Below are 19,432 nucleotides of genomic sequence, written 5' to 3' on the forward strand. Positions count from 1 at the left end.
CTCAATTATTACAAGTATGGATAGTTTAAAAGAAGATCTTAAAAAACAGATTATCGAACAGCTCAACCTGGAAGACCTGACTGTGGCCGACATCGCCGACGACGCGCTGCTTTTCAATGATCAGGGGCTGGGACTGGACTCGATCGATGCGCTGGAACTCATCGTGCTTCTGGAAAAATACCACGGCATCCAGCTTACCAATCCTGAGGAAGGAAAGGAAGCGTTCAAGTCTGTGAACACGATGGCAGAGTATATCCGTAAAAGAAAAGAAGCTTAATACCGAATGGGCGTTTGCATAACCGGTATCGGCGTGGTGTCGGCCATCGGCATGTCGGTGGCGGAAAACCTGCGGGCTTTGCAGGAAGGCAAAACGGGCATTGGGCCCGTGCGTTATCTGCGGGGCAGCAAAGCTCCGCTGGCCGGGGAAGTAAAAGCTTCCAACGACGACCTGCGCAATGCGCTGAACGTTGGCACCGGATACGTTTCGCGGACTTCCCTGTTGGGTTTGCAGGCGGCACGCGAGGCCTGGGGCGGCAACAAGCGTTCCGGCGTGCTCCGAACCGGCATTATTTCCGCGACGTCTGTCGGTGGGATGGATCGCAGCGAGGTTTTTTATAAGGATTACCTTTCCCGAAATACGCCCGACTACAAGTTGCTGACCACACACGACAGTGGCAGCACTACCGAGCGGATCGCAAAGGAGCTGGGCATTACGGGTTATATCAATACCCTTTCGACGGCCTGTTCGTCCGGCGCGAATGCGATTATGCTGGGTGCGCGCCTGATCCTTCAGGGCACGCTCGACCGCGTGCTCGTGGGCGGTTCCGACGCATTGAGCGGTTTCACGATCGACGGGTTCCGGTCGCTGATGATTTACGACGATCAATGGTGCAGGCCGTTCGACGAAACCCGCGCGGGACTGAACCTGGGCGAAGGCGCGGGATTTTTGTTGCTGGAAGGCGGCAAGAGCCTCGAAATTACCGGTAACCGGCCAATTTGCCGGGTGAGCGGCTGGGCCAATGCGGCGGATGCCTATCACCAGACCGCGTCGTCGCCGGACGGAAAGGGCGCCACGCTGGCGATCGAAAACGCGATCCGACGCGCCGGGGTCGATACGGGCGGGATCTCGTATGTGAATGCCCATGGTACGGGCACGAAAAACAACGACCATTCCGAATCGGTGGCATTGAAAAACGTTTTCGGCGACCGCATTCCGCCATTCAGCTCCACCAAGGCCTTTACGGGGCACACATTGGCCGCGGCCGGCGCTATCGAGGCGGTATTTTCGGTATTATCCATTCAAAATAACCTGCTTTTCCCGAATCTCAACTACCGGAACCCGATCGCGGAAACGGGCCTTGTGCCGGTAACGCAGCTGGAAACGGGAAACGTGAAGGCAGTTCTTTCGAACTCGTTCGGATTTGGCGGAAATAATTCATCGTTGATTTTTACAAGATATGAGTAAGCCAGCCTTGTACATCGCGGGCGCGTCCACGATCTCGCACCAGCCCACCTTCCGCAATCCGGGTTTTTCAGCGGCGTTGGGGCCGGTTGGCGCTGCATCCGCATTGATTAACCCTGATTATAAGGAATATATAGATGCCGGATTGTTACGCCGGATGAGCAAGGTCCTGCGCATGTCGGTGGCTTGCGCCAGGGATTGCATCGCACAGGCGGGCATTGAGCAGCCGGACGCGATCGTGGTAGGCACCGGGCTGGGATGTTTGCAGGATACCGAAAAGTTTCTCAATACTTCGCTGACCGTCGAAGGCTTGCTTCCGCCCACTTCATTCATCCAGTCGACGCACAATACCATGGCCGGGCAAATTTCGCTCAGCATCGGTAATCATGGCTATAATATGACCCACACGCAGAACACGCTTTCTTTCGAACACGCGCTGCTCGACGCCTCGATGCTTTTGCGGGAAGGCGACCGCAACGTACTCGTGGGCGCGGCCGACGAACATATTGAAATTCTGGACGATATAGCCGGGCGGTTAGGATTAGAAGCGGCCTCGCCGCTGACATCGGGCGCCTCCTTTTTTATACTTTCCAACGAAAATACAGGTAACGCCCTGGGCAAACTTGCCGACGTTTACACTTGCGGCGGGACCGGCAGCATACGGGAAGAAATCGATGCGTTTCTCGACAGGAATGGTCTGCGGGCCGGGGACATTGATCTGGCGCTGTATGCGGGCGATTCTGTACACGGGGCGGCAAGCAATGTCAGCTACGCGGCGCTTTCCGGCGTGTATGCGACAGCCTCCGCATTTGCACTGCATTATGCGGCGGATGTGTTGGGAAGCGGTGTCGGCGTCAGAAACGTGCTGATTTGCAATACGCTGCGAAAAAATAATTTGGGACTAACTTTACTGAAAGCCGTTGAAGCATAACCTCCTTCTGTTTTTCTGCATTACAGCCGCGGCCCTCGGTTCCATTATTTTTTGGGAAACAGATTACCTGTGGCTTGTGCTGGCCACGATTGCATTGCTCTTTGTAAGCATAACAGCCTACGGATCGGCGCAGATACAGGCGAACTACTTTGTGAAATCAATTAATAAGGTTAACCGCGGCGCGGGCCGGGGAAAAGCCGTTGCACTGACATTCGACGACGGTCCCGATCCGGATTCTACCCCACGCATCCTGGATACATTGAAAGCGAATAACCTGAAAGCCACATTTTTTGTGATAGGCAAAAAGGCGGCCGACCATCCCGGGCTATTGCAGCGGATAGTAGAGGAAGGGCATACGGTCGCAAACCATTCGTACAGCCATCACTACCTGATCGCCTTGTTTTCGGTCAGGAAATTAAAGAACGATATTCAGCGCTGTAATGAAACGATCCGCGATATTACCGGCTGTACGCCCGTGTTTTTCAGGCCGCCTTTCGGGGTTACAAACCCGCGTTACGCGGCTGTTTTGAAAGACTTGCAAATGCAGTCCATTGGCTGGTCGCTCAGGAGCATGGACACGCGCGCGAAGAACAAATACCAGCTCATTCAGAAAATTATTTCAAAATTAAAACCCCGGGACATCGTTCTGTTTCATGACCGTCTACCGCTGACCGCCGATTCGCTGAGCGACATTATCGGGCATTGTCGTGAAATGGGTATTCAAATAGAACCGCTCCCGCGACTGATCGGGAAGGAACCTTATGAACAGTATTAAAGCATTGTTTGTCGGTGTGTTTGCGCTGGTGTTCGGTTGTGTGCAGGCGCAGTCGTTCAGGCCGGTGGCCAACCCGGAAAAAGTACTGGCCGACCTGCGGAAAACTTCGCATGCCACCACGTCCATTCAGGCATGGTTTACCGAAGAAAAGCACTTGGCCGTGCTGAAAGAGCCGGAGAAATCGTCGGGTGTATTCTATTACCAGCAAAAGGACAAAATGCGTTGGGAGCAACGGACGCCATCGAAGTACATAATCCTGATCAACGGCGACAAATTGCGGGTGCAGGAGGGCAATAAGGAAAAGAACGTAGGACAGGCGGGGCGGATGGCCGCGCAGGTCAAGGAGCTCATGATCGGCCTGGTGAATGGCGATTTCCAGCAGAACAAAGGGTTTTCGTCGACAGTTCTGGAAGACAGCGACGATTACCAGATCGTGCTGACGCCGGTGAACCGCCGTTTGAAAAATATCTATTCCAAAATTGCGATGAACTTCTCCAAAACTTCGCTGCGCTTGAAGGAGCTTTCCTTCTTCGAAAAAGGCGGCGACAAAAGCATTATGAAGTTCCAGCAGGAAAAATTCAATCAGCCGATCTCCGAAAACCTTTTCAAAGACCTTTAACATCATGCCTTTGAGCAGTCTTTATACTATTACCAACCTGGACGAGGCCCCCCGGACAGATTAGTTGTACCGTAGGAATCGATGCCACCCATCCCGTATTTCAGGGACATTTCCCGGGCTCCCCTGTGCTTCCGGGCGTTGTGCAATTGGAGATAGTGAAGGCGGTTTTGTCCAAAGCGTTCGGTAAGGCATTCGCCTTGCGGGAAATGAGCAGCTGCAAGTTCCTGGAAGTATTTAACCCCACCGAAACACCCGAACTGACGATTCAAATTCAATACAAAGGGGACGAGCTACTGGACGTGAGCGCGTCGGGCAAGTACGGTGAAAAGACCTACTTCAAAGCCAGGGCCGGTTTTCGTTCGCTTCTTTAACCTTCAATTTAAAGCCATAATGACGCTGTCGGAAATTCGATGCTGTGTGATCATTCCTACCTATAACAATCGCAACACGTTGCGGCGGGTGATCGACGGCGTTTTGCAGCATGCGACGGGCCAGGAGGTGATCGTTGTAAACGACGGTTCGACCGACGACACGGCCCGGATTCTGGGGGGCTACGGGTCGAAGATCAGGGTACTGGACAATACCGTGAACAAAGGCAAGGGCTTTTCGCTCAGAAAGGCATTTGCGGAGGCGGTCCGGCTGGGTTTCGAGAATGCCATCACCATTGATTCCGACGGACAGCATTTACCTTCCGATATTCCTCTTTTTATCGAGGCGGCCCGGCAGAATCCGGGCGCTTTATTGATGGGCTCGCGGAATATGAAGCAGGAAGGCGTGCCGGGCAAGAGCTCATTCGGTAACAAGTTTTCCAATTTCTGGTTCAAATTGGAAACCGGCCTCACACTGCCCGATACACAAACCGGCTTCCGGCTTTACCCGCTCGGGCCATTAAAGCGCATGTCGCTTTTCACTACCAAATTTGAGACGGAAATCGAGGTGATCGTCAAAATGGCATGGAAAGACGTGCCCATAATCCCGATCGATATCCAGGTTATTTATGATAAGGACGAGCGCGTAACGCATTTCCGTCCATTCCGGGACTTTACGCGCATCAGCATCCTCAATACCTGGCTGGTTACGCTTACGCTGGTATATTATCTTCCCCGCCGCCTCTTTCGCTACATCCGGAAGAAAGGGCTCTGGAAGATCATCCGCGAGGAGGCCGTAAAGCCCGGCGAGAGTAACCTGAGCAAGGCCAGGTCGGTTGGGTTCGGCTTCTTTATGGGTATCGTCCCGATCTGGGGATTCCAGCTGATGGTAGGCATTCCGCTTTCGATCCTTTTCAGGATGAACAAGGTACTTTTCCTCACCGCGGCGCACATCAGCATTCCACCGGCGATTCCCTTTATTATTTACGCAAGCTATAAATTCGGCGGACTGTTTTACCGGAACGGCGCGCAGATCACGTCCTGGGAAAACCTCACACTGAAGTCCATTCATGTCAACTTAGTACAATATCTGATAGGTGGCACACTTCTTGCGGCAGCAGCCGGAGCCGTGGGTTTCGTGGCTAGCTTCGTACTGCTCTCCCTGCTTCGCCCGAAGCGATAAAACCCGCAATTTTTGCCTAAAATTTCATTGATTATCCCAATACAATCATTTTTTAATACCACAAATAGCGCCCACTGCGATGCCCCGTCGCTGCCTTCGTTATTCCTTGAGGACCAGTTTGTTACTGAAAATCTGGTGCCGAAGGGGGTTAAAATCTCACGAAATTTTTATAAAATCTATACGAATTGATCAAAAATAAGGGTTTTGCGATTTTGATATGAGGTGCCTTTCTCTATATTTACGAGAATTATAAACCATTTAACCAAATTATCGATCGGAGCATGAGTAACATTACCTATTTAGTGCCGGCGTTAGGCCTTGTTGGCTTGCTGGTTATGTTCTTCAAAAGAGGCTGGGTTGTCCGGCAGGATGTAGGGAATCCTGAAATGAAAACCATAGCGGACGCAATTGCAGACGGTGCCCTGGCCTTCCTGAAAGCCGAATGGCGTGTACTCATTGTTTTTGGTCTGATCGTGAGCGTATTACTGGGCTACTCCGGTACGCTGGTTGAAAATTCGAGCGCATTTATCGGTATTTCGTTTTTGGTGGGTGCATTCGTGTCCGCATTTGCGGGTTACATCGGGATGAATATCGCTACCAAATCCAACGTACGCACCACGCAGGCGGCGCGTACGAGTCTTACCAAAGCGCTCGAAGTCTCATTCACGGGCGGTTCCGTGATGGGGATCGGCGTGGCAAGCCTTGCGGTGCTCGGCCTGGGTGGTTTGTTTATCGTTTTGTATTCGATTTTTGTCGGGGACAGTACCGACGTAAATGGCCTGCCGATGGAGCGGGTGCTCGAAGTACTCGCCGGTTTCTCGCTGGGAGCCGAGTCGATAGCCCTTTTTGCCCGTGTGGGCGGCGGTATTTACACCAAAGCGGCCGATGTGGGCGCCGACCTTGTGGGTAAGGTAGAAGCCGGCATTCCCGAAGACGATCCGCGTAACCCGGCCACCATCGCCGACAACGTGGGCGATAATGTGGGCGACGTGGCCGGCATGGGCGCCGACCTTTTCGGTTCCTACGTGGCGACGATCCTTGCGACAATGGTATTGGGCCGCGAGATCGTTGCGAGCGGTACCGACAATTTCGGAGGCATCGCACCGATCCTGCTGCCCATGGTGATCGCCGGCGTAGGCCTGATTTCTTCGATCCTGGGAATGTTCCTCGTCCGCGTGAACGACGACCACGGAAATGTGCAGGCGGCACTGAACCGTGGCAACTGGGGTTCGATCATTTTGGTATTGGTTATAAGCTATCCCCTCACGATGTGGATGTTGCCGGAAGGCAACCTGAATATTCGCGGTGTGGATTTTACGGCGATGGACGTGTATTGGGCTATTCTGCTGGGTTCGGTTGTGGGAGCGATTATGTCGATGATTACGGAGTTTTATACAGCAATGGGTAAGCGGCCAGTGCAATCTATTGTAAACCAGTCTTCTACGGGCCACGCAACCAATATTATCGGCGGGCTGTCGGTGGGGATGGAATCCACGGTGGTGCCCACGCTCGTACTGGCGGCGGGTATTTTCCTGAGCTATGAAGTTGCCGGTTTATACGGCGTAGCCATCGCAGCGGCGGGTATGATGGCTACAACGGCCATGCAGCTGGCTATCGACGCATTCGGCCCGATTGCCGACAACGCCGGCGGGATCGCCGAAATGGCGCATTTGCCTGAAGAAGTCCGCGGCCGCACCGACATCCTGGATGCCGTCGGCAACACCACCGCCGCAACCGGTAAAGGCTTCGCCATCGCTTCCGCTGCGTTGACGTCCCTGGCATTGTTCGCGGCATTCTGCGGCGTGGCAGGGATCAGCTCTATCGACATTTATAAGGCTAATGTGCTCGCAGGACTTTTTGTGGGGGCGATGATCCCTTTCATTTTCTCGTCTTTGGCCATTGCGGCGGTGGGTCGTGCGGCCATGAAAATGGTAGAGGAAGTGCGTCGCCAGTTCCGCGAGCTGCCGGGCATCATGGAGGGCCATACCAAGCCGGAATATGATAAATGCGTGGCGATTTCGACGCAGGCTTCGATCAGGGAGATGGTCGCCCCGGGGCTGATCGCGCTCATTGTTCCGGTGCTGGTGGGTTTCTTTTTCGGTCCCGAAGTGCTCGGCGGCACTTTGGCCGGTGTAACGGTTTCCGGTGTTTTGATGGGAATATTCCAGAACAATGCGGGCGGAGCCTGGGACAATGCTAAAAAATCTTTTGAAAAGGGCGTGGTAATCAACGGGGAAACTTACTATAAGAAGTCGGACCCGCATAAAGCCGCGGTTACCGGCGATACTGTTGGCGACCCGTTCAAAGATACGTCGGGCCCTTCGATGAACATTCTCATCAAGCTGATGTCGATCGTGTCGCTGGTAATCGCCCCGCACATCGGTACGGGGTCTCATAGCGCTGCAAGCGTAAAAGTTGAAGACAAAATGCAGGCAGTAACGGTAGCCGCGCATACGGATCAAAATGCCGATGCGGCGCCCGTGTCGCGTTTGGAAAGAAAAGGGGAATAAGCCTCTTTTGAAAGATATAGCAAAGCCCGGCGATGAGCCGGGCTTTACCCAAATGCCCCCTGGGCATGCAACGACCAATACGTCGTTACAATAGCGTTTCGTCGTTGTTACATCCCTGACGTGCTAACGCGATTTTTACCCGAACTTCTTCTTCAAATATGCCAGCGAGAGTTGATAAGCATCCGCAGCCGCATTAGCGTCATATTTCGGGTTGCTGGGGTTGGCGAAGGCGTGGACGGCGTCATACATTTTGATGGTCACTTTTTTGCCCGCTGCCTTCATATCTTCTTCGAATTTGGAGACAGTGGCCGGCGGAATGCCCTGGTCCTGGCTGCCGAATATGCCCAGTACGTCGGTATCGAGGCTTTTGAGTTTTTCTATATCGTTCTCGGGGCGGCCATAATACATGACGCACCCGACAACCCGCCTGCCGCCCAGGATCGCATTCTGTAACGAAAGCATTCCGCCGAAGCACCAGCCGATGCTGGCGATTTTTGCATTGGGGCCCGCATATTGGATACCGCCTTTGGTAATGGCCGCAAGGCGTTCCGCGGAGGCGCCCTGCATCAGTTTGGCGGCTTCCTCACGGGTCGTTCCCACTTTGCCGTCGTACATATCCAGCGCAAGCACGTTTACATCGCCGAGATCTTTGTGCAATTTGGCCGCTTCCTGTTTGATGTAATCGTTCAGTCCCCACCATTCCTGGTAAACAAAAAGCCACTTGTCCGACTTTTTGGGAGATTTAAGAAGGAACCCGGAAGCTGTTTTCCCATCCGGGGCAGGAAAAGATACGGTTTCGCCTGCGCCCTGGTATCTGAATGCGCGCGGTGTTTCGTGTAGCATCCGGAAATTCGGACTCGCAGCGAGTTCCGCCATCGCGTTGGCCGGCGTATGGCAGAGCGGAATGGTGGTGGAAGCAGCTTTCGGTTCGGGCAGGTTCGTTTTGAAAAGGAAAATGGCCGCCAGGATAAAGATAGCTCTCATAGGTACGGATCAGAAGTGAACAGTTAGGATTGTGATATTAAATATATACAAAAATACGGGGTGGACAACGGCATGGTTGCACAGGCTTTTGTTATAGTTTAATGAAAAGATTGCACTTATTGAAATGCAGGAACTTAAAGTGCCGGCATACCCGTTATCTTTGCATTGAGTGAATGTAAGTCCATGAGCCGTAAGCAATACTTCTTTATTATCCTGATCCTCGGATCGCTGGCGACTGTCAGTCCTTTCTCCATCGATATGTACCTGCCGGGCTTCCCGCGCATCGCATCGGATCTGAAAACCACTATCGACAAAGTACAACTTTCGCTGACCAGCTACCTCATCGGCATTTGTATCGGGCAAGTGCTGTACGGCCCTCTCCTCGACCGCTTTGGCCGTAAAAAACCGTTATACGCGGGACTGGTGCTCTACGTGATCGCGTCGTTCGGTTGCGCGATGACCTCTTCGGTAGACGCGCTGATCGCCATGCGCTTTTTCCAGGCCATGGGCGGATGTGTGGGACTGGTGGCCTCGCAGGCGTTGGTCAGCGACCTGTTCCCTGCCAGCAAGCGGGCAGAAGTTTTTTCGCTCATTACCCTGGTGATCGCCGTTTCGCCGATGATCGCCCCGACTATAGGAGGTTACGTAACAGCTTCCATAGCATGGTACTGGATCTTTGTCATCCTGGCCGGAATTGTCAGCCTGATCATCACAGCCATTTATTTTTTCCTTCCCACAGGCAGGAGCGCCGACAATTCGGTATCGCTCCGGCCCAATGCGGTGCTGGGAGGCTACATTACGGTGATCAGCCAGCCGCAGTTCCTGATTTATACGCTCGCCGGTGGCCTGGCCACGGCCGCGCCTTTCGCCTATATTTCGGGCTCTTCGGACGTTTTTATGAATATCTACAAGGTTTCCGAGCAGCAATATGGCTGGATTTTCGCCTTCCTGGCCGTGGCAATGATCGGCTCGACCCAACTGAACCACTTTCTGCTCAAAAAATTCACGAGCGAACAAATCATCCGGTTTACGCTTGTTTACCAGAGTATTGTCGGGTTGATACTGATCGTGGGTGTTTACAATAACTGGTTCAACCTGTTTTCGCTGATAGGCACGATGTTCGTCTTCCTCACAGGCCAGGGGCTTACAGGGCCCAACGCATCGGCATTGTCGCTGGCACCGTTCCGCAAGCACACAGGTAGTGCGTCGGCGCTTATGGGTAGCTGGCGAATGGGGGCAGGCGCGGTTATTTCTGCGATCGTAAGCTTCCTGCATAACAATACGGCCATGCCGATGGTCGGGATGATGGCCTTTTGCGCCTTTGGCGGGTTGCTTATCCTTTATGCCGGCAATGTGGTGGTGCGCCACCGCGCGGCGAGCCGGGATGTGGAGGAGGAAGTTTCCGTACTGCTCTAAGGCAATGCCTTTATCGCATTGAAGAGCATATCTATAAACGCGTCGCGGTCGATATCATAGGCCACGGTCGCATTCGGCTCCATCCGGAGGGTATTGTAAAAATCCACCACGGTTGCCCCGCGGGTCAGTTCACCCTTGGTTTCCACATCCACATAGCACGATTTTGTCGTGAAAATACCGGGGTTCATTAGCCAGGCGATCGCGCACGGATCGTGTAAAGCTGCGCCGCCGTTCAGTTCCACCCGGTTTTCGCGGTAAAAAATGGAGAAAAAATCCATCAGATCGGCCGCGGCCCGGCCGGTTTTGTTGCCCAGTGCCCGCAAAAGATCGATATCCTTCTGGAAAACCAGCGCTTTGTGCGTTACGTCGAGCCCGCACATGGTGATGGGAACGCCCGCTTTGAAAACAATGGCGGCGGCCTCCGGGTCGGCGTAGACGTTGAATTCGGCGAGGGGCGTCATGTTGCCGCGGAATATCCCCCCGCCCATAAGCGAGATCCGTGCGATTTTACCTTTCAGGTGCGGGTATGCGAGCAGGAATGTCGCGATGTTGGTCAGCGGGCCTGTCGGCACGAAGGTTACCGGAGTTTCCGCCGCTGAGAGGATCGACGCGATGCCTTCCACTGCGCTTAGCGGCTGCTCCTGCATGGCGGGGACAGGCAAGGCCGGACCGTCCAGGCCAGTCTCGCCATGCACATAATCGGCTACGACCAGCTCGCGGAAGAGCGGTTTCTCGGCCCCGCGGTATACCGGGACATCGGTAGCGCCAATGAGCGTAAGTACTTTCAATGCGTTGTGCAGCGTTTTGGCCTGGGTCTGGTTACCGGCGGAAATGGTTACCGCTTTGATATCGAACCGGCGGCTCCCGTGTGCAAGCATGAGCATCAGGGCATCGTCATGGCCGGGGTCGCAATCTATGATGACGGGTATTTTATTCATGATCATTAAAAAAAGAGGCTAATTCATGCTGGTAAGGGGCCGAGCTTTGCGCGCCCATGCGTGTGACGGAAATCGCTGCCGCCCGGCAGGCAAAGCGGCAGGCTTGCTCAAGCGTAGCACTGTCGGCCAGGGCTTTTAACAATGCGCCATTGAAGACATCGCCGGCGGCGGTAGAATCCACGGCTTCTACGACCTCTGCGGGGATAATGCCCGTAAAACCGTCGCTTGCGAGGTAAATGCCCTTACTGCCCAGGGTGACGATAACATTTTGCACGCCCTGTGCGATCAGCGACTGTGCGGCTTTTTGCAAAGCCTCCCCGCTCGTCACTTCAATGCCCGTGATGAGTTCGGTTTCCGTTTCGTTTGGCGTGATCAGGTAGAGGCCCTTCAACGTCTGTGCGCTCAGCGGCATTGCCGGGGCAGGGTTTAGCACGGCGCGGATGCCCCTTTCGGCACATTTTCCCAGCGACCATTGAACTGTCCCAAGCGGTATTTCAAGCTGAAAAAGGGCGAATCCGACCTGATCGAAGGCTTGATCCGGTATGTCGGCAGGGTGCAGGTCCATATTGGCCCCTGATGCGACGACGATCTCATTCTCGCCTTGCGCGTTGACGGTGATAAGCGCCACGCCGGAGGCCAGGCCGGGCGACTCGGTAACGAAACGGATGTCGATGCCTTCTTTTTCAAATCCTTCCCGCGCCTGTTTGCCGAAAATATCCGGCCCTGTTTTGGCGACGAAGCGCACATCCGCGCCGAGCCGGGCTGCGGCCACAGCCTGGTTGGCACCTTTGCCGCCGGGGTTCATCAGGAATGTGCCGCCCAACACCGTTTCGCCGGGGCGGGGGAAATGCGCCGTTTTGACCACCATATCGGTGTTGGAGCTGCCGATGATCAGAACCTTCTGCTTCATTTATGCCTTTCGATCGACTTGGTGTCCGCCAGAATGCCCAGCCCGTAATGGTGCGGGTAATTATAGAGCTGCTGGCCGGTTGCCCGGGCGATATCCTTGACGGCCTTGCGAACTTCCGGAAAGCTCTCCGTGTCGTGAAAAATCGTGCAGTCGCTATGCCGTGCCGCCCATAGCCCGCATTCGAAAGTTTCCTTGTAATTGTGGACGATATCGACATGCGCCAGATTGTAGCGCTGGTTGTCGCGAACGATCCAGTCGCGGTAATCGGATTTGACCAGATGGATGTTACCATACGGGCGAAGGCGCTCCTGCGTTTGCTGGAAATGTTCCTGCTTGTTGGCGGTATGAATGTCGCCTTCGAAAGTGTCGATGCCCGTTACCCGTTCGAAAAAATTAGAAAAAACCACCGCCGAATACCCGAATTCCACGCCGAACTCGATGCAGCTCTCTCTCCTCAGTCCAAAGCGGTTGATGATGTCGGCAATTATCATTTCCAGTCCCTTCCATGCCGACACAACGTCGAGCAATTTTTCGGGGGGCGGTCAGTTGCGCCGGCTTGTAAGGCCGGATGTCTTCCAGGAAATTCTCCCTGATATAAGTTCTCAATCCCATGGCTTGGCTAATGTTGTCCCCGCAAATTAATGTGCGCTGCCATGGATTCATAGCAGGGAATGAAATAAAGTGCACGAATAGTTTTGGCAGTGTACATAAATTGTTAGAGCATTTGTAGAAGAATTTTAAAAAAATTTTGCGTTTAAAAACCGCATTTTGCGGCTTGTAGATAACTATTTGCTTGATTCTTAATGTATTTTTACCAGAAATTAAACATTTTGTAGAAGTAATTTGTATATATTTGTAACAAATGGTGTGACTGAAATATCTTATCTTTGATGTAGAATTGGATAACCTTATAACTATGTTTAGAATTTGTTCTATAATTCTATGCCTCCTGTTTTTTCTTAAATACTGCCCCGCGGCGGTTGCACAAGGTAACAGCACTTTTTCTACCAGCAGAGACTCTCCAATCGGTGTCGTAAATTTCGGAGAGGCTGTGACTTCCGGAGTACTTGGCAATGACGGATTTGTCGATGGCTATGTCAAAAAAGCCGGTTCGGCTCCCTTCGTTTTTCCCGTCGGGGACAATGGAACGCTGCGGCCTTTCTCGATTGCTTCCGACCAGGCGATGGGTGCCTATTTCGGCGTCGACCCCGGGATAGCCGTGACCAGCAACCCGGCTGGCGGGAACTACGGCGTTTTGCCGCAAGGTGGCCCGTTCAATACCGGAAGCATGGTTGGCGATTTGCAGATGGTGAGCACGAAGGAGTACTGGGACATTAATGGCACTTCACCGGGCCGGATAACCCTTTCCTGGAACGAAAACAGCGCCATAGCCGCTTTGCTGGGAAACCGGGCACTTTCAAAACTTACCGTTGTGGGCTGGGACGGCAGCAAATGGGTGAATCTGACGTCCGCGGTCGACGCTACCTCGCTCTTTGGTCAAGGCAGCACCTACACGTCGGGTTCAATCACTACGGTTCAGGAGGTGGTCCCGAATACATATAATGTGTATACCCTGGGCGCGCTGCGCGATGGGGCGCTGCCGGTAACGCTCGTGCGGTTCACGGCAGTCGGACGCGAGGGGGCGAGCTATCTCGAATGGCTTACTTCCGAGGAGATTAACAGCAGCCATTTTGAAATCGAGCGAAGCGGTGACGCGAAGTCGTGGCAGGGCATCGGGAAGGTAGCCGCCCGGGGCGAGGGCATTGCCACAGCGGCTTCACCTACGCAATACCAGTTTACCGACAATCACCCGTTGGACGGCAGCAATTTCTACCGTTTGAAAATGGTAGACCGTGCGACCGACGGCAACGACGAACCATTCGCTTACAGCCGCATTGTAAAGGTCGACATCGATGGCCGGCCTGATTGGGCGGTTTATCCGAACCCCGTTTCCAGCAAATTATTCATCTCTCAGAACATCATACGCAGCCTGGCATCCGCCCGGCTTATGGATGCGGCAGGCCGCACGGTGTACACTTCCGACACAGTTACGGACGAAGGCATAGATGTGAGCCGGATGTCGCCGGGCCTTTACCTGCTGAAATTCTCCCTTACCGACGGGCTGTCCAAATCATACAAGGTCCTTATCAGCCGATGACCGTGTACCCCGGCCGGGCGGAAAAACATTTAATTCGACACTTATGGCTTATCTTGATCCTTATACAGTACCCCTCACGGCCAGTAAAGCGGCACACCTGCTCAGAAGAGCTACTTTCGGGCCTACACGAGCGGAAATTACCGCATTCACCGGGCTCAACCCCGGTACGGCGGTCGACCAGTTGTTTGCGAATGTCGCAGTTACCGCTGATCCGCCACCGCCGATCGACCTCACGTCTACCAGCCCCACTTATAAGCAGTCGCTGATCAGTTTTCCTTTCAATGCGTCCAAGAGCGGCGAGTATGGTGTTCACCTGCGCTATTGGTGGCTGGGGCTGATGCTGCAACAGAACGGGAAACCGTCGGTACTTGAAAAAATTACCTTTTTCTGGCAGAACCATTTCGTGGTCTCCCAGAATATCATGGCCGACTACCGGATGGGGTACCGCTATCTGAAATTCCTCCGCGACAACAGCCTCGGGAATTTCAAGACGATGGCGATCGGCATCACGAAGGACCCGGCCATGCTGATTTACCAAAACGGGAACGGTAACAACAAGGAACACCCTAATGAAAACTACGCAAGGGAATTGCAGGAGCTTTTCACGGTGGGGCAACACGACTTTTACGGCAATCCTAACTATACCGAATCGGATGTGAAGGAAGCCGCGAAAGTGCTTACCGGCTGGATGGTCTCCAATTACTATCTCCATGGAAGTACCACCTTCGGGACCGTATTTGGACGTGCGGTTCATGACACGTCTACCAAAACTTTTTCGGCCAAATACGGAAATACGGTTATCGCGGGACGCTCGGACGATACCGCCGGGGATGTGGAGCTTAACGAGTTGATGGACATGCTGCTTCGTCACCCGGAAACGCCGAAACACATTTGCCGGAAACTGTACCGCTGGTATGTCAACCAGAATGTGACGCAGGATATCGAGGACAACGTGATCATCCCGCTGGCTTCGTTTTTTTCGAGCGCTCAGAACAACTACAACATCAAACCGGTAGTTGAAAAACTGCTGAAAAGCCAGATTTTCTTCGACGACCGGAATGTAGGGGCTATTATCAAATCGCCTGCGGAATATCTGGTGGGAATGGGGCGGTTTTTCGAACAGCCGGTTCCGGATATGATGTCGGATACGCCCGCATTCGTGAACTATATACGCTTCTTCCTCTGGGGAATGGGTGGAATGAATATGGAACTGCTCAACCAGCCGCTGGTATTCGGTTATCCGCCCTATTATCAGGTGGGATATTCCAAAAACTGGATCAATGGCTCGACGATCACCGCCCGGCGCGGTAACAGCGATTCGATCGTTTTTCCTAACCTTCAGATCAAGCCGGGTTACATGCTTGGAATCGACTTCCTTCAATGGATACAAAAGATACAGCCCAACTTCCCGAGTGTGTCCACCACGCCGTCCATTACACCGGATGTGGTTTTGGCCGAGTTCTCGAAAAATCTTTTTGCGCTTGAACTTACCGACACGCAGAAGAACTTCCTCATCGACGCCGTACTGATGAATTACCTGCCAAGGGTTGAATGGCAGTACGAGTTGAATAACTATCGCAACAACCCTGCGAGCACCAGCGCGCAAAAGGCTGTCCGCGACAGGTGTGCAACCCTGATGCGGTATATGATCAGAATGGCCGAATATGAGGTTTTTTAATCGAGTAATTTTATGAAAAGAAGAAATTTTCTGGCATCCGCCTCAGCCATGGCCTTACCTGTAATGGTAAACGGATTTGGCATAACCAGTTTGAGCAGCCGTTCTTCGCTGGTGCAGTCACTTATGAACACCGCGGCTGTAAATACGGACCGTATCCTGGTAATCATTTACCTCAATGGCGGTAACGACGGGCTTAATACCGTAATCCCGCTTCAATATTATTCCAAATATCAGAGCATCCGCAGCAACATCGCCATCCCTCAAAACAAGGTGCTGCCGCTCTCGGGAATGCCCGAGGCCGGCCTCCATCCGGTGATGACGGGTATGCGGGATATGTATAACAATGGCGAACTGGCGATCATCAATTCGGTGGCCTATCCGAACTTCAACCAGTCGCATCACCGGTCGTCCGATATCTGGATGACGGCTGTGGATTCCGACAAGTATGCCAATAGCGGCTGGGCCGGGCGGTACCTTAACAACCGTTTTCCGGGATACCCGCAAAACTATCCGAACGATACGATGAAGGACCCTCTGGCCCTGCAGATCGGCGTGCTCAACTCGACGAGCTTGCTGGGACCGGAAAGCCCGATGAATATTTCGGTGGAAAATATTACCAATTTTTACAATCTGATGAATGGTGGCCGCGGAATATCGTCGAGTGATTTGCCTTGCTGCGATGCGGGCGAAATGATCGAGCACGTCAGACAGCAGCAGGTTCTTTCCACAGGTTATTCGGGGCAGATCAAGAAAGCCTATGAACTCGGGGCTACCAAAGCGACGTATCCGACACCGGTGGGGACGTCGGACCTTTCCGAACAGCTTAAAATCGTGGCCCGGCTGATCCACGGCGGAATGCAAACTAAGATCTACTTTGTGGAGCTGGGCGGGTTCGATACCCACGGCGACCAGGTTTCGGCCAGCGATACGACGATTGGCTTGCATGCCAATTTGCTGAAACGTCTTTCGGACGGCGTGGCGGCGTTTCAGAACGACCTGAAATTGCAGGGAACCGCCGATCGCGTGGTGGGAATGACTTTCTCCGACTTTGGACGCCGGGCAAATTCCAACGCTTCCCGCGGAACCGACCATGGTGTTGCAGCCCCGATGTTCGTCTTCGGTAAAGGTATCAAAAGGCAAATGGTAGGCGTAGTACCGGATTTGAACAATGATCTGGAACCACCCACCACATCGCCATCCAACCAGAACCAGGAGGTGAAGATGCAGGTGGATTTCAGAAGGGTGTATTCCGATATTCTCAGGGACTGGTTCGGTACGGCAAGTTCGACGACCGACTCGTTGCTGTTCCGGAATTTCCGCACGACCTCCCTTTTCTCGAACGTGATCGAGACCACCGGGTCGGGTGCATGGCTCGACCGCTCGATTTGGTCGGCCGGACGCGCGCCGGGGGTGGCCGACTATGTGAGGGTGAATCCCGGGCATGTCGTGTCGATAGGGCAGAATATCACCGTTCGCAACATTCAGGTAGAAGGCGGAGGAGAGCTCAATATTCTTGGAAATTTTACCATTAATACCACGGGCTAACCAGCGAACCAGCCCGATAACGATATTGAAAGTGCCGGAGAACTTTGATTTCTTCCGGCACTTTTCGTTTACTTTACGGATTCTCAACCATTATCTTCCATGAAAAAACTGGTTTATTACGTGCTTACGGCCACGGTTCTCCTTGTTCTGGCCTGCCGGCAGAAATCAGAAAAAGCAGAACAGACCATGCCGCCGATTAGTGAAGTTTTCGCAAAATATTACGAAGAAAGGCTTCCGCTTTATCCGCTGGAAGCGACCATGAACGGGGACAACCGTTATAACGACAAGATGTCCGACGACCTCTCGCAGGCCGGCAAATCGCGGATGATCGCTTTTTACCGGAAGTATCAGGACGAACTTGCCAAATACGACCGCGAGAAGCTGACCCCCGAGGAGCGGACCAGCTGGGACCTGATCGAATGGGAATGCGGGATCAACCTGGAAGGCCTTCAATACCCGACCGAGCTCATGCCGATCAATCAGATCTTTTCGACGCACCTGATGATCGGTCAGATGGCCAGCGGGAGCAGTTTGCAGCCGTTCAAGACGGTTAAGGACTATGACAACTGGCTCAAACGGGTCGACGGCTTTGTGGTGTGGTGCGACACGGCAGTCGTGAATATGCGCAAAGGGATTAAACTGGGTTATGTTCTGCCCGCCCCGTTGATCAAAAAGGTGATCCCGCAGCTGGCCGACATGGATCACGGGCCGGTGAAGGACCATCTCTTTTATTCACCTGTAAAAAACTTCCCGAAAGATTTTTCCAGCGAAGACAAGGCCCGGCTCGAAAAGGAATATGCTTCGATGGTCGAATCCAAAGTCATTCCGGCATTCGAGAAAATGCACGTATTTATGGAAAAGGAATACCTGCCCGCAGGCCGTACTTCGGACGGCTTTGCCGCATTGCCGAACGGCAAAGCCTTATACAACTATTACATCAAATATTTCACCACCACCGAGCTCACCGCCGAGGAAATCCACCAGATCGGATTGAAGGAAGTGGCGCGGATTTCGGCCGAAATGGAGAAAGTAAAAGTGCAGGTAGGCTACCAGGGCGACTTGAAATCCTTTTTCAACGCCGTCAGGAGCAATCCGAAACTGATGCCGTTTACCAAAGCCGAGCAGGTGATCGCCCATTTCAACGAGATCCACGAGCGGATGAAGCCGAATTTGCAGAAGCTGTTCGAGCTGACCCCGAAAACGCCTTTCGAGGTGCGGAGAACGGAGGCTTTCAGGGAGGCGTCCGCATCCGCCGAATACAATCCGGGCCTTCCCGACGGCTCCCGCCCTGGGATATTCTACGTGCCGGTGCCCGACGCGAAAGCCTATAATATCGTTTCCGACGAAAGCCTTTTTCTGCACGAGGCCATTCCGGGTCATCATTATCAGATTTCCCTGCAGCAGGAAAATACCGCGTTGCCCGAATTCCGCAAGAACCTGTGGTATAGCGCCTACGGCGAAGGCTGGGCGCTGTACACCGAGTCGCTGGGGAAAGAGCTGGGCCTTTATACCGACCCGTACCAGTACTTCGGAATGCTGAGCGCGGAAATGCACCGGGCGATCCGCCTGGTGGTGGATACGGGCCTGCATTCCAAGGGCTGGACGCGTGACCAGGCGATCAAATACTCGCTGGATCACGAAGCGGAGTCGGAGGAGAGCATTACCGCGGAGGTGGAAAGGTATATGGCCGGCGCGGGGCAGGCATTATCGTATAAAATCGGGCAGCTGAAAATCCGTGAGCTTCGTTCAAGGGCGGAAAAGCAAATGGGGGCAAAGTTCGATATCCGGGCATTCCACAAGCTCGTGCTGGAATCGGGGTGCGTGCCGTTGAAGCTGCTGGAAGAAAAAATCGATGCCTGGATCAAGGCTGCGAAATAGCCGGTCGTCCGACTAAAAAGCATGAGAGAGCGATGCCGGTAGCGGCGTTGCTCTCTTTTGTTTTGGGCTGAACCGCC

At 53.4% G+C, this 19,432-nt stretch carries 17 protein-coding genes; 13 read left to right on the top strand and 4 right to left on the bottom strand.

Annotated features, from left to right (window positions below; translation table 11 throughout):
* The first annotated feature begins 4 nt into the window (after positions 1-4).
* The 8 genes from ABV298_RS23565 (at position 5) to ABV298_RS23600 (ending at position 7,848) form a co-directional block, all read left to right on the top strand.
* A complete protein-coding gene (locus tag ABV298_RS23565) occupies positions 5-277 on the top strand; it encodes a phosphopantetheine-binding protein (protein ID WP_353723234.1) in 273 nt (90 codons plus the stop codon).
* A 6-nt stretch (positions 278-283) separates the two neighbouring features.
* On the top strand, positions 284-1,465 hold the full coding sequence (locus ABV298_RS23570; RefSeq protein ID WP_353718605.1) for a beta-ketoacyl-[acyl-carrier-protein] synthase family protein: 1,182 nt from the start codon (positions 284-286) through the stop codon (positions 1,463-1,465).
* A complete protein-coding gene (locus ABV298_RS23575) occupies positions 1,458-2,393 on the top strand; it encodes a beta-ketoacyl synthase chain length factor (RefSeq protein ID WP_353718606.1) in 936 nt (311 codons plus the stop codon). The genes ABV298_RS23570 and ABV298_RS23575 overlap by 8 nt, the downstream gene beginning before the upstream one ends.
* Positions 2,383-3,168, top strand: a complete 786-nt coding sequence (locus ABV298_RS23580) for a polysaccharide deacetylase family protein (protein WP_353718608.1) — start codon at positions 2,383-2,385, stop codon at positions 3,166-3,168. Before ABV298_RS23575 ends, ABV298_RS23580 begins: the two co-directional genes overlap by 11 nt.
* On the top strand, positions 3,155-3,787 hold the full coding sequence (locus tag ABV298_RS23585) for an outer membrane lipoprotein carrier protein LolA (protein ID WP_353718609.1): 633 nt from the start codon (positions 3,155-3,157) through the stop codon (positions 3,785-3,787). Before ABV298_RS23580 ends, ABV298_RS23585 begins: the two co-directional genes overlap by 14 nt.
* A gap of 140 nt (positions 3,788-3,927) precedes the next feature.
* On the top strand, positions 3,928-4,158 hold the full coding sequence (locus ABV298_RS23590; RefSeq protein ID WP_353718610.1) for a hypothetical protein: 231 nt from the start codon (positions 3,928-3,930) through the stop codon (positions 4,156-4,158).
* Positions 4,159-4,177: 19 nt separating this feature from the next.
* The gene (locus ABV298_RS23595; RefSeq protein WP_353718611.1) at positions 4,178-5,338 is read left to right on the top strand and encodes a DUF2062 domain-containing protein; all 1,161 of its coding nucleotides are present in this window, start codon (positions 4,178-4,180) and stop codon (positions 5,336-5,338) included.
* Between the two features lie 281 nt (positions 5,339-5,619).
* Positions 5,620-7,848 (top strand): sodium-translocating pyrophosphatase, encoded by a 2,229-nt coding sequence (locus ABV298_RS23600; protein WP_353718612.1) that lies wholly within the window; start codon positions 5,620-5,622, stop codon positions 7,846-7,848.
* A 135-nt stretch (positions 7,849-7,983) separates the two neighbouring features.
* Here the strand turns inward: ABV298_RS23600 and ABV298_RS23605 are convergent, their stop codons facing one another.
* Complete coding sequence (locus tag ABV298_RS23605; RefSeq protein ID WP_353718613.1) at positions 7,984-8,832, bottom strand: dienelactone hydrolase family protein; 849 nt, start codon at positions 8,830-8,832, stop codon at positions 7,984-7,986.
* Positions 8,833-9,015: 183 nt separating this feature from the next.
* Here ABV298_RS23605 and ABV298_RS23610 point away from each other — a divergent pair, with 183 nt between their 5' ends.
* Positions 9,016-10,248 carry a multidrug effflux MFS transporter gene (locus ABV298_RS23610; RefSeq protein ID WP_353718614.1) on the top strand — a complete coding sequence of 411 codons (1,233 nt, stop codon included), beginning with the start codon at positions 9,016-9,018 and terminating at the stop codon, positions 10,246-10,248.
* Here the strand turns inward: ABV298_RS23610 and ABV298_RS23615 are convergent.
* Genes ABV298_RS23615 through ABV298_RS23625 form a run of 3 tightly spaced genes read right to left on the bottom strand, consistent with a single transcriptional unit; the run spans position 10,245 to position 12,611 of the window.
* On the bottom strand, positions 10,245-11,186 hold the full coding sequence (locus tag ABV298_RS23615) for a nucleoside hydrolase (RefSeq protein ID WP_353718615.1): 942 nt from the start codon (positions 11,184-11,186) through the stop codon (positions 10,245-10,247). The two genes, ABV298_RS23610 and ABV298_RS23615, sit on opposite strands and share 4 nt — an antisense overlap.
* Positions 11,179-12,096: a ribokinase gene (rbsK, locus tag ABV298_RS23620; RefSeq protein ID WP_353718616.1), complete on the bottom strand. Its 918-nt coding sequence runs from the start codon at positions 12,094-12,096 to the stop codon at positions 11,179-11,181. Before rbsK ends, ABV298_RS23615 begins: the two co-directional genes overlap by 8 nt.
* A complete protein-coding gene (locus ABV298_RS23625) occupies positions 12,093-12,611 on the bottom strand; it encodes a class I SAM-dependent methyltransferase (protein ID WP_353718617.1) in 519 nt (172 codons plus the stop codon). Before ABV298_RS23625 ends, rbsK begins: the two co-directional genes overlap by 4 nt.
* Positions 12,612-13,147: 536 nt before the next feature.
* On the opposite strand from ABV298_RS23625, the gene ABV298_RS23630 reads away from it, so the two are divergent.
* The 4 genes from ABV298_RS23630 (at position 13,148) to ABV298_RS23645 (ending at position 19,355) form a co-directional block, all read left to right on the top strand.
* Positions 13,148-14,254, top strand: coding sequence for a T9SS type A sorting domain-containing protein (locus tag ABV298_RS23630; protein ID WP_353718618.1), 1,107 nt, complete (start codon positions 13,148-13,150; stop codon positions 14,252-14,254).
* Positions 14,255-14,297: 43 nt separating this feature from the next.
* Positions 14,298-15,932 (top strand): DUF1800 domain-containing protein, encoded by a 1,635-nt coding sequence (locus ABV298_RS23635; RefSeq protein WP_353718619.1) that lies wholly within the window; start codon positions 14,298-14,300, stop codon positions 15,930-15,932.
* 12 nt (positions 15,933-15,944) lie between these two features.
* A complete protein-coding gene (locus ABV298_RS23640) occupies positions 15,945-17,477 on the top strand; it encodes a DUF1501 domain-containing protein (protein ID WP_353718620.1) in 1,533 nt (510 codons plus the stop codon).
* Positions 17,478-17,576: 99 nt separating this feature from the next.
* Complete coding sequence (locus tag ABV298_RS23645; protein WP_353718621.1) at positions 17,577-19,355, top strand: DUF885 domain-containing protein; 1,779 nt, start codon at positions 17,577-17,579, stop codon at positions 19,353-19,355.
* Positions 19,356-19,432 lie beyond the last annotated feature (77 nt).

Origin of the sequence: Dyadobacter sp. 676 (assembly GCF_040448675.1) — a bacterium.
In the GTDB taxonomy this organism is placed as follows: Bacteria; Bacteroidota; Bacteroidia; order Cytophagales; family Spirosomataceae; genus Dyadobacter.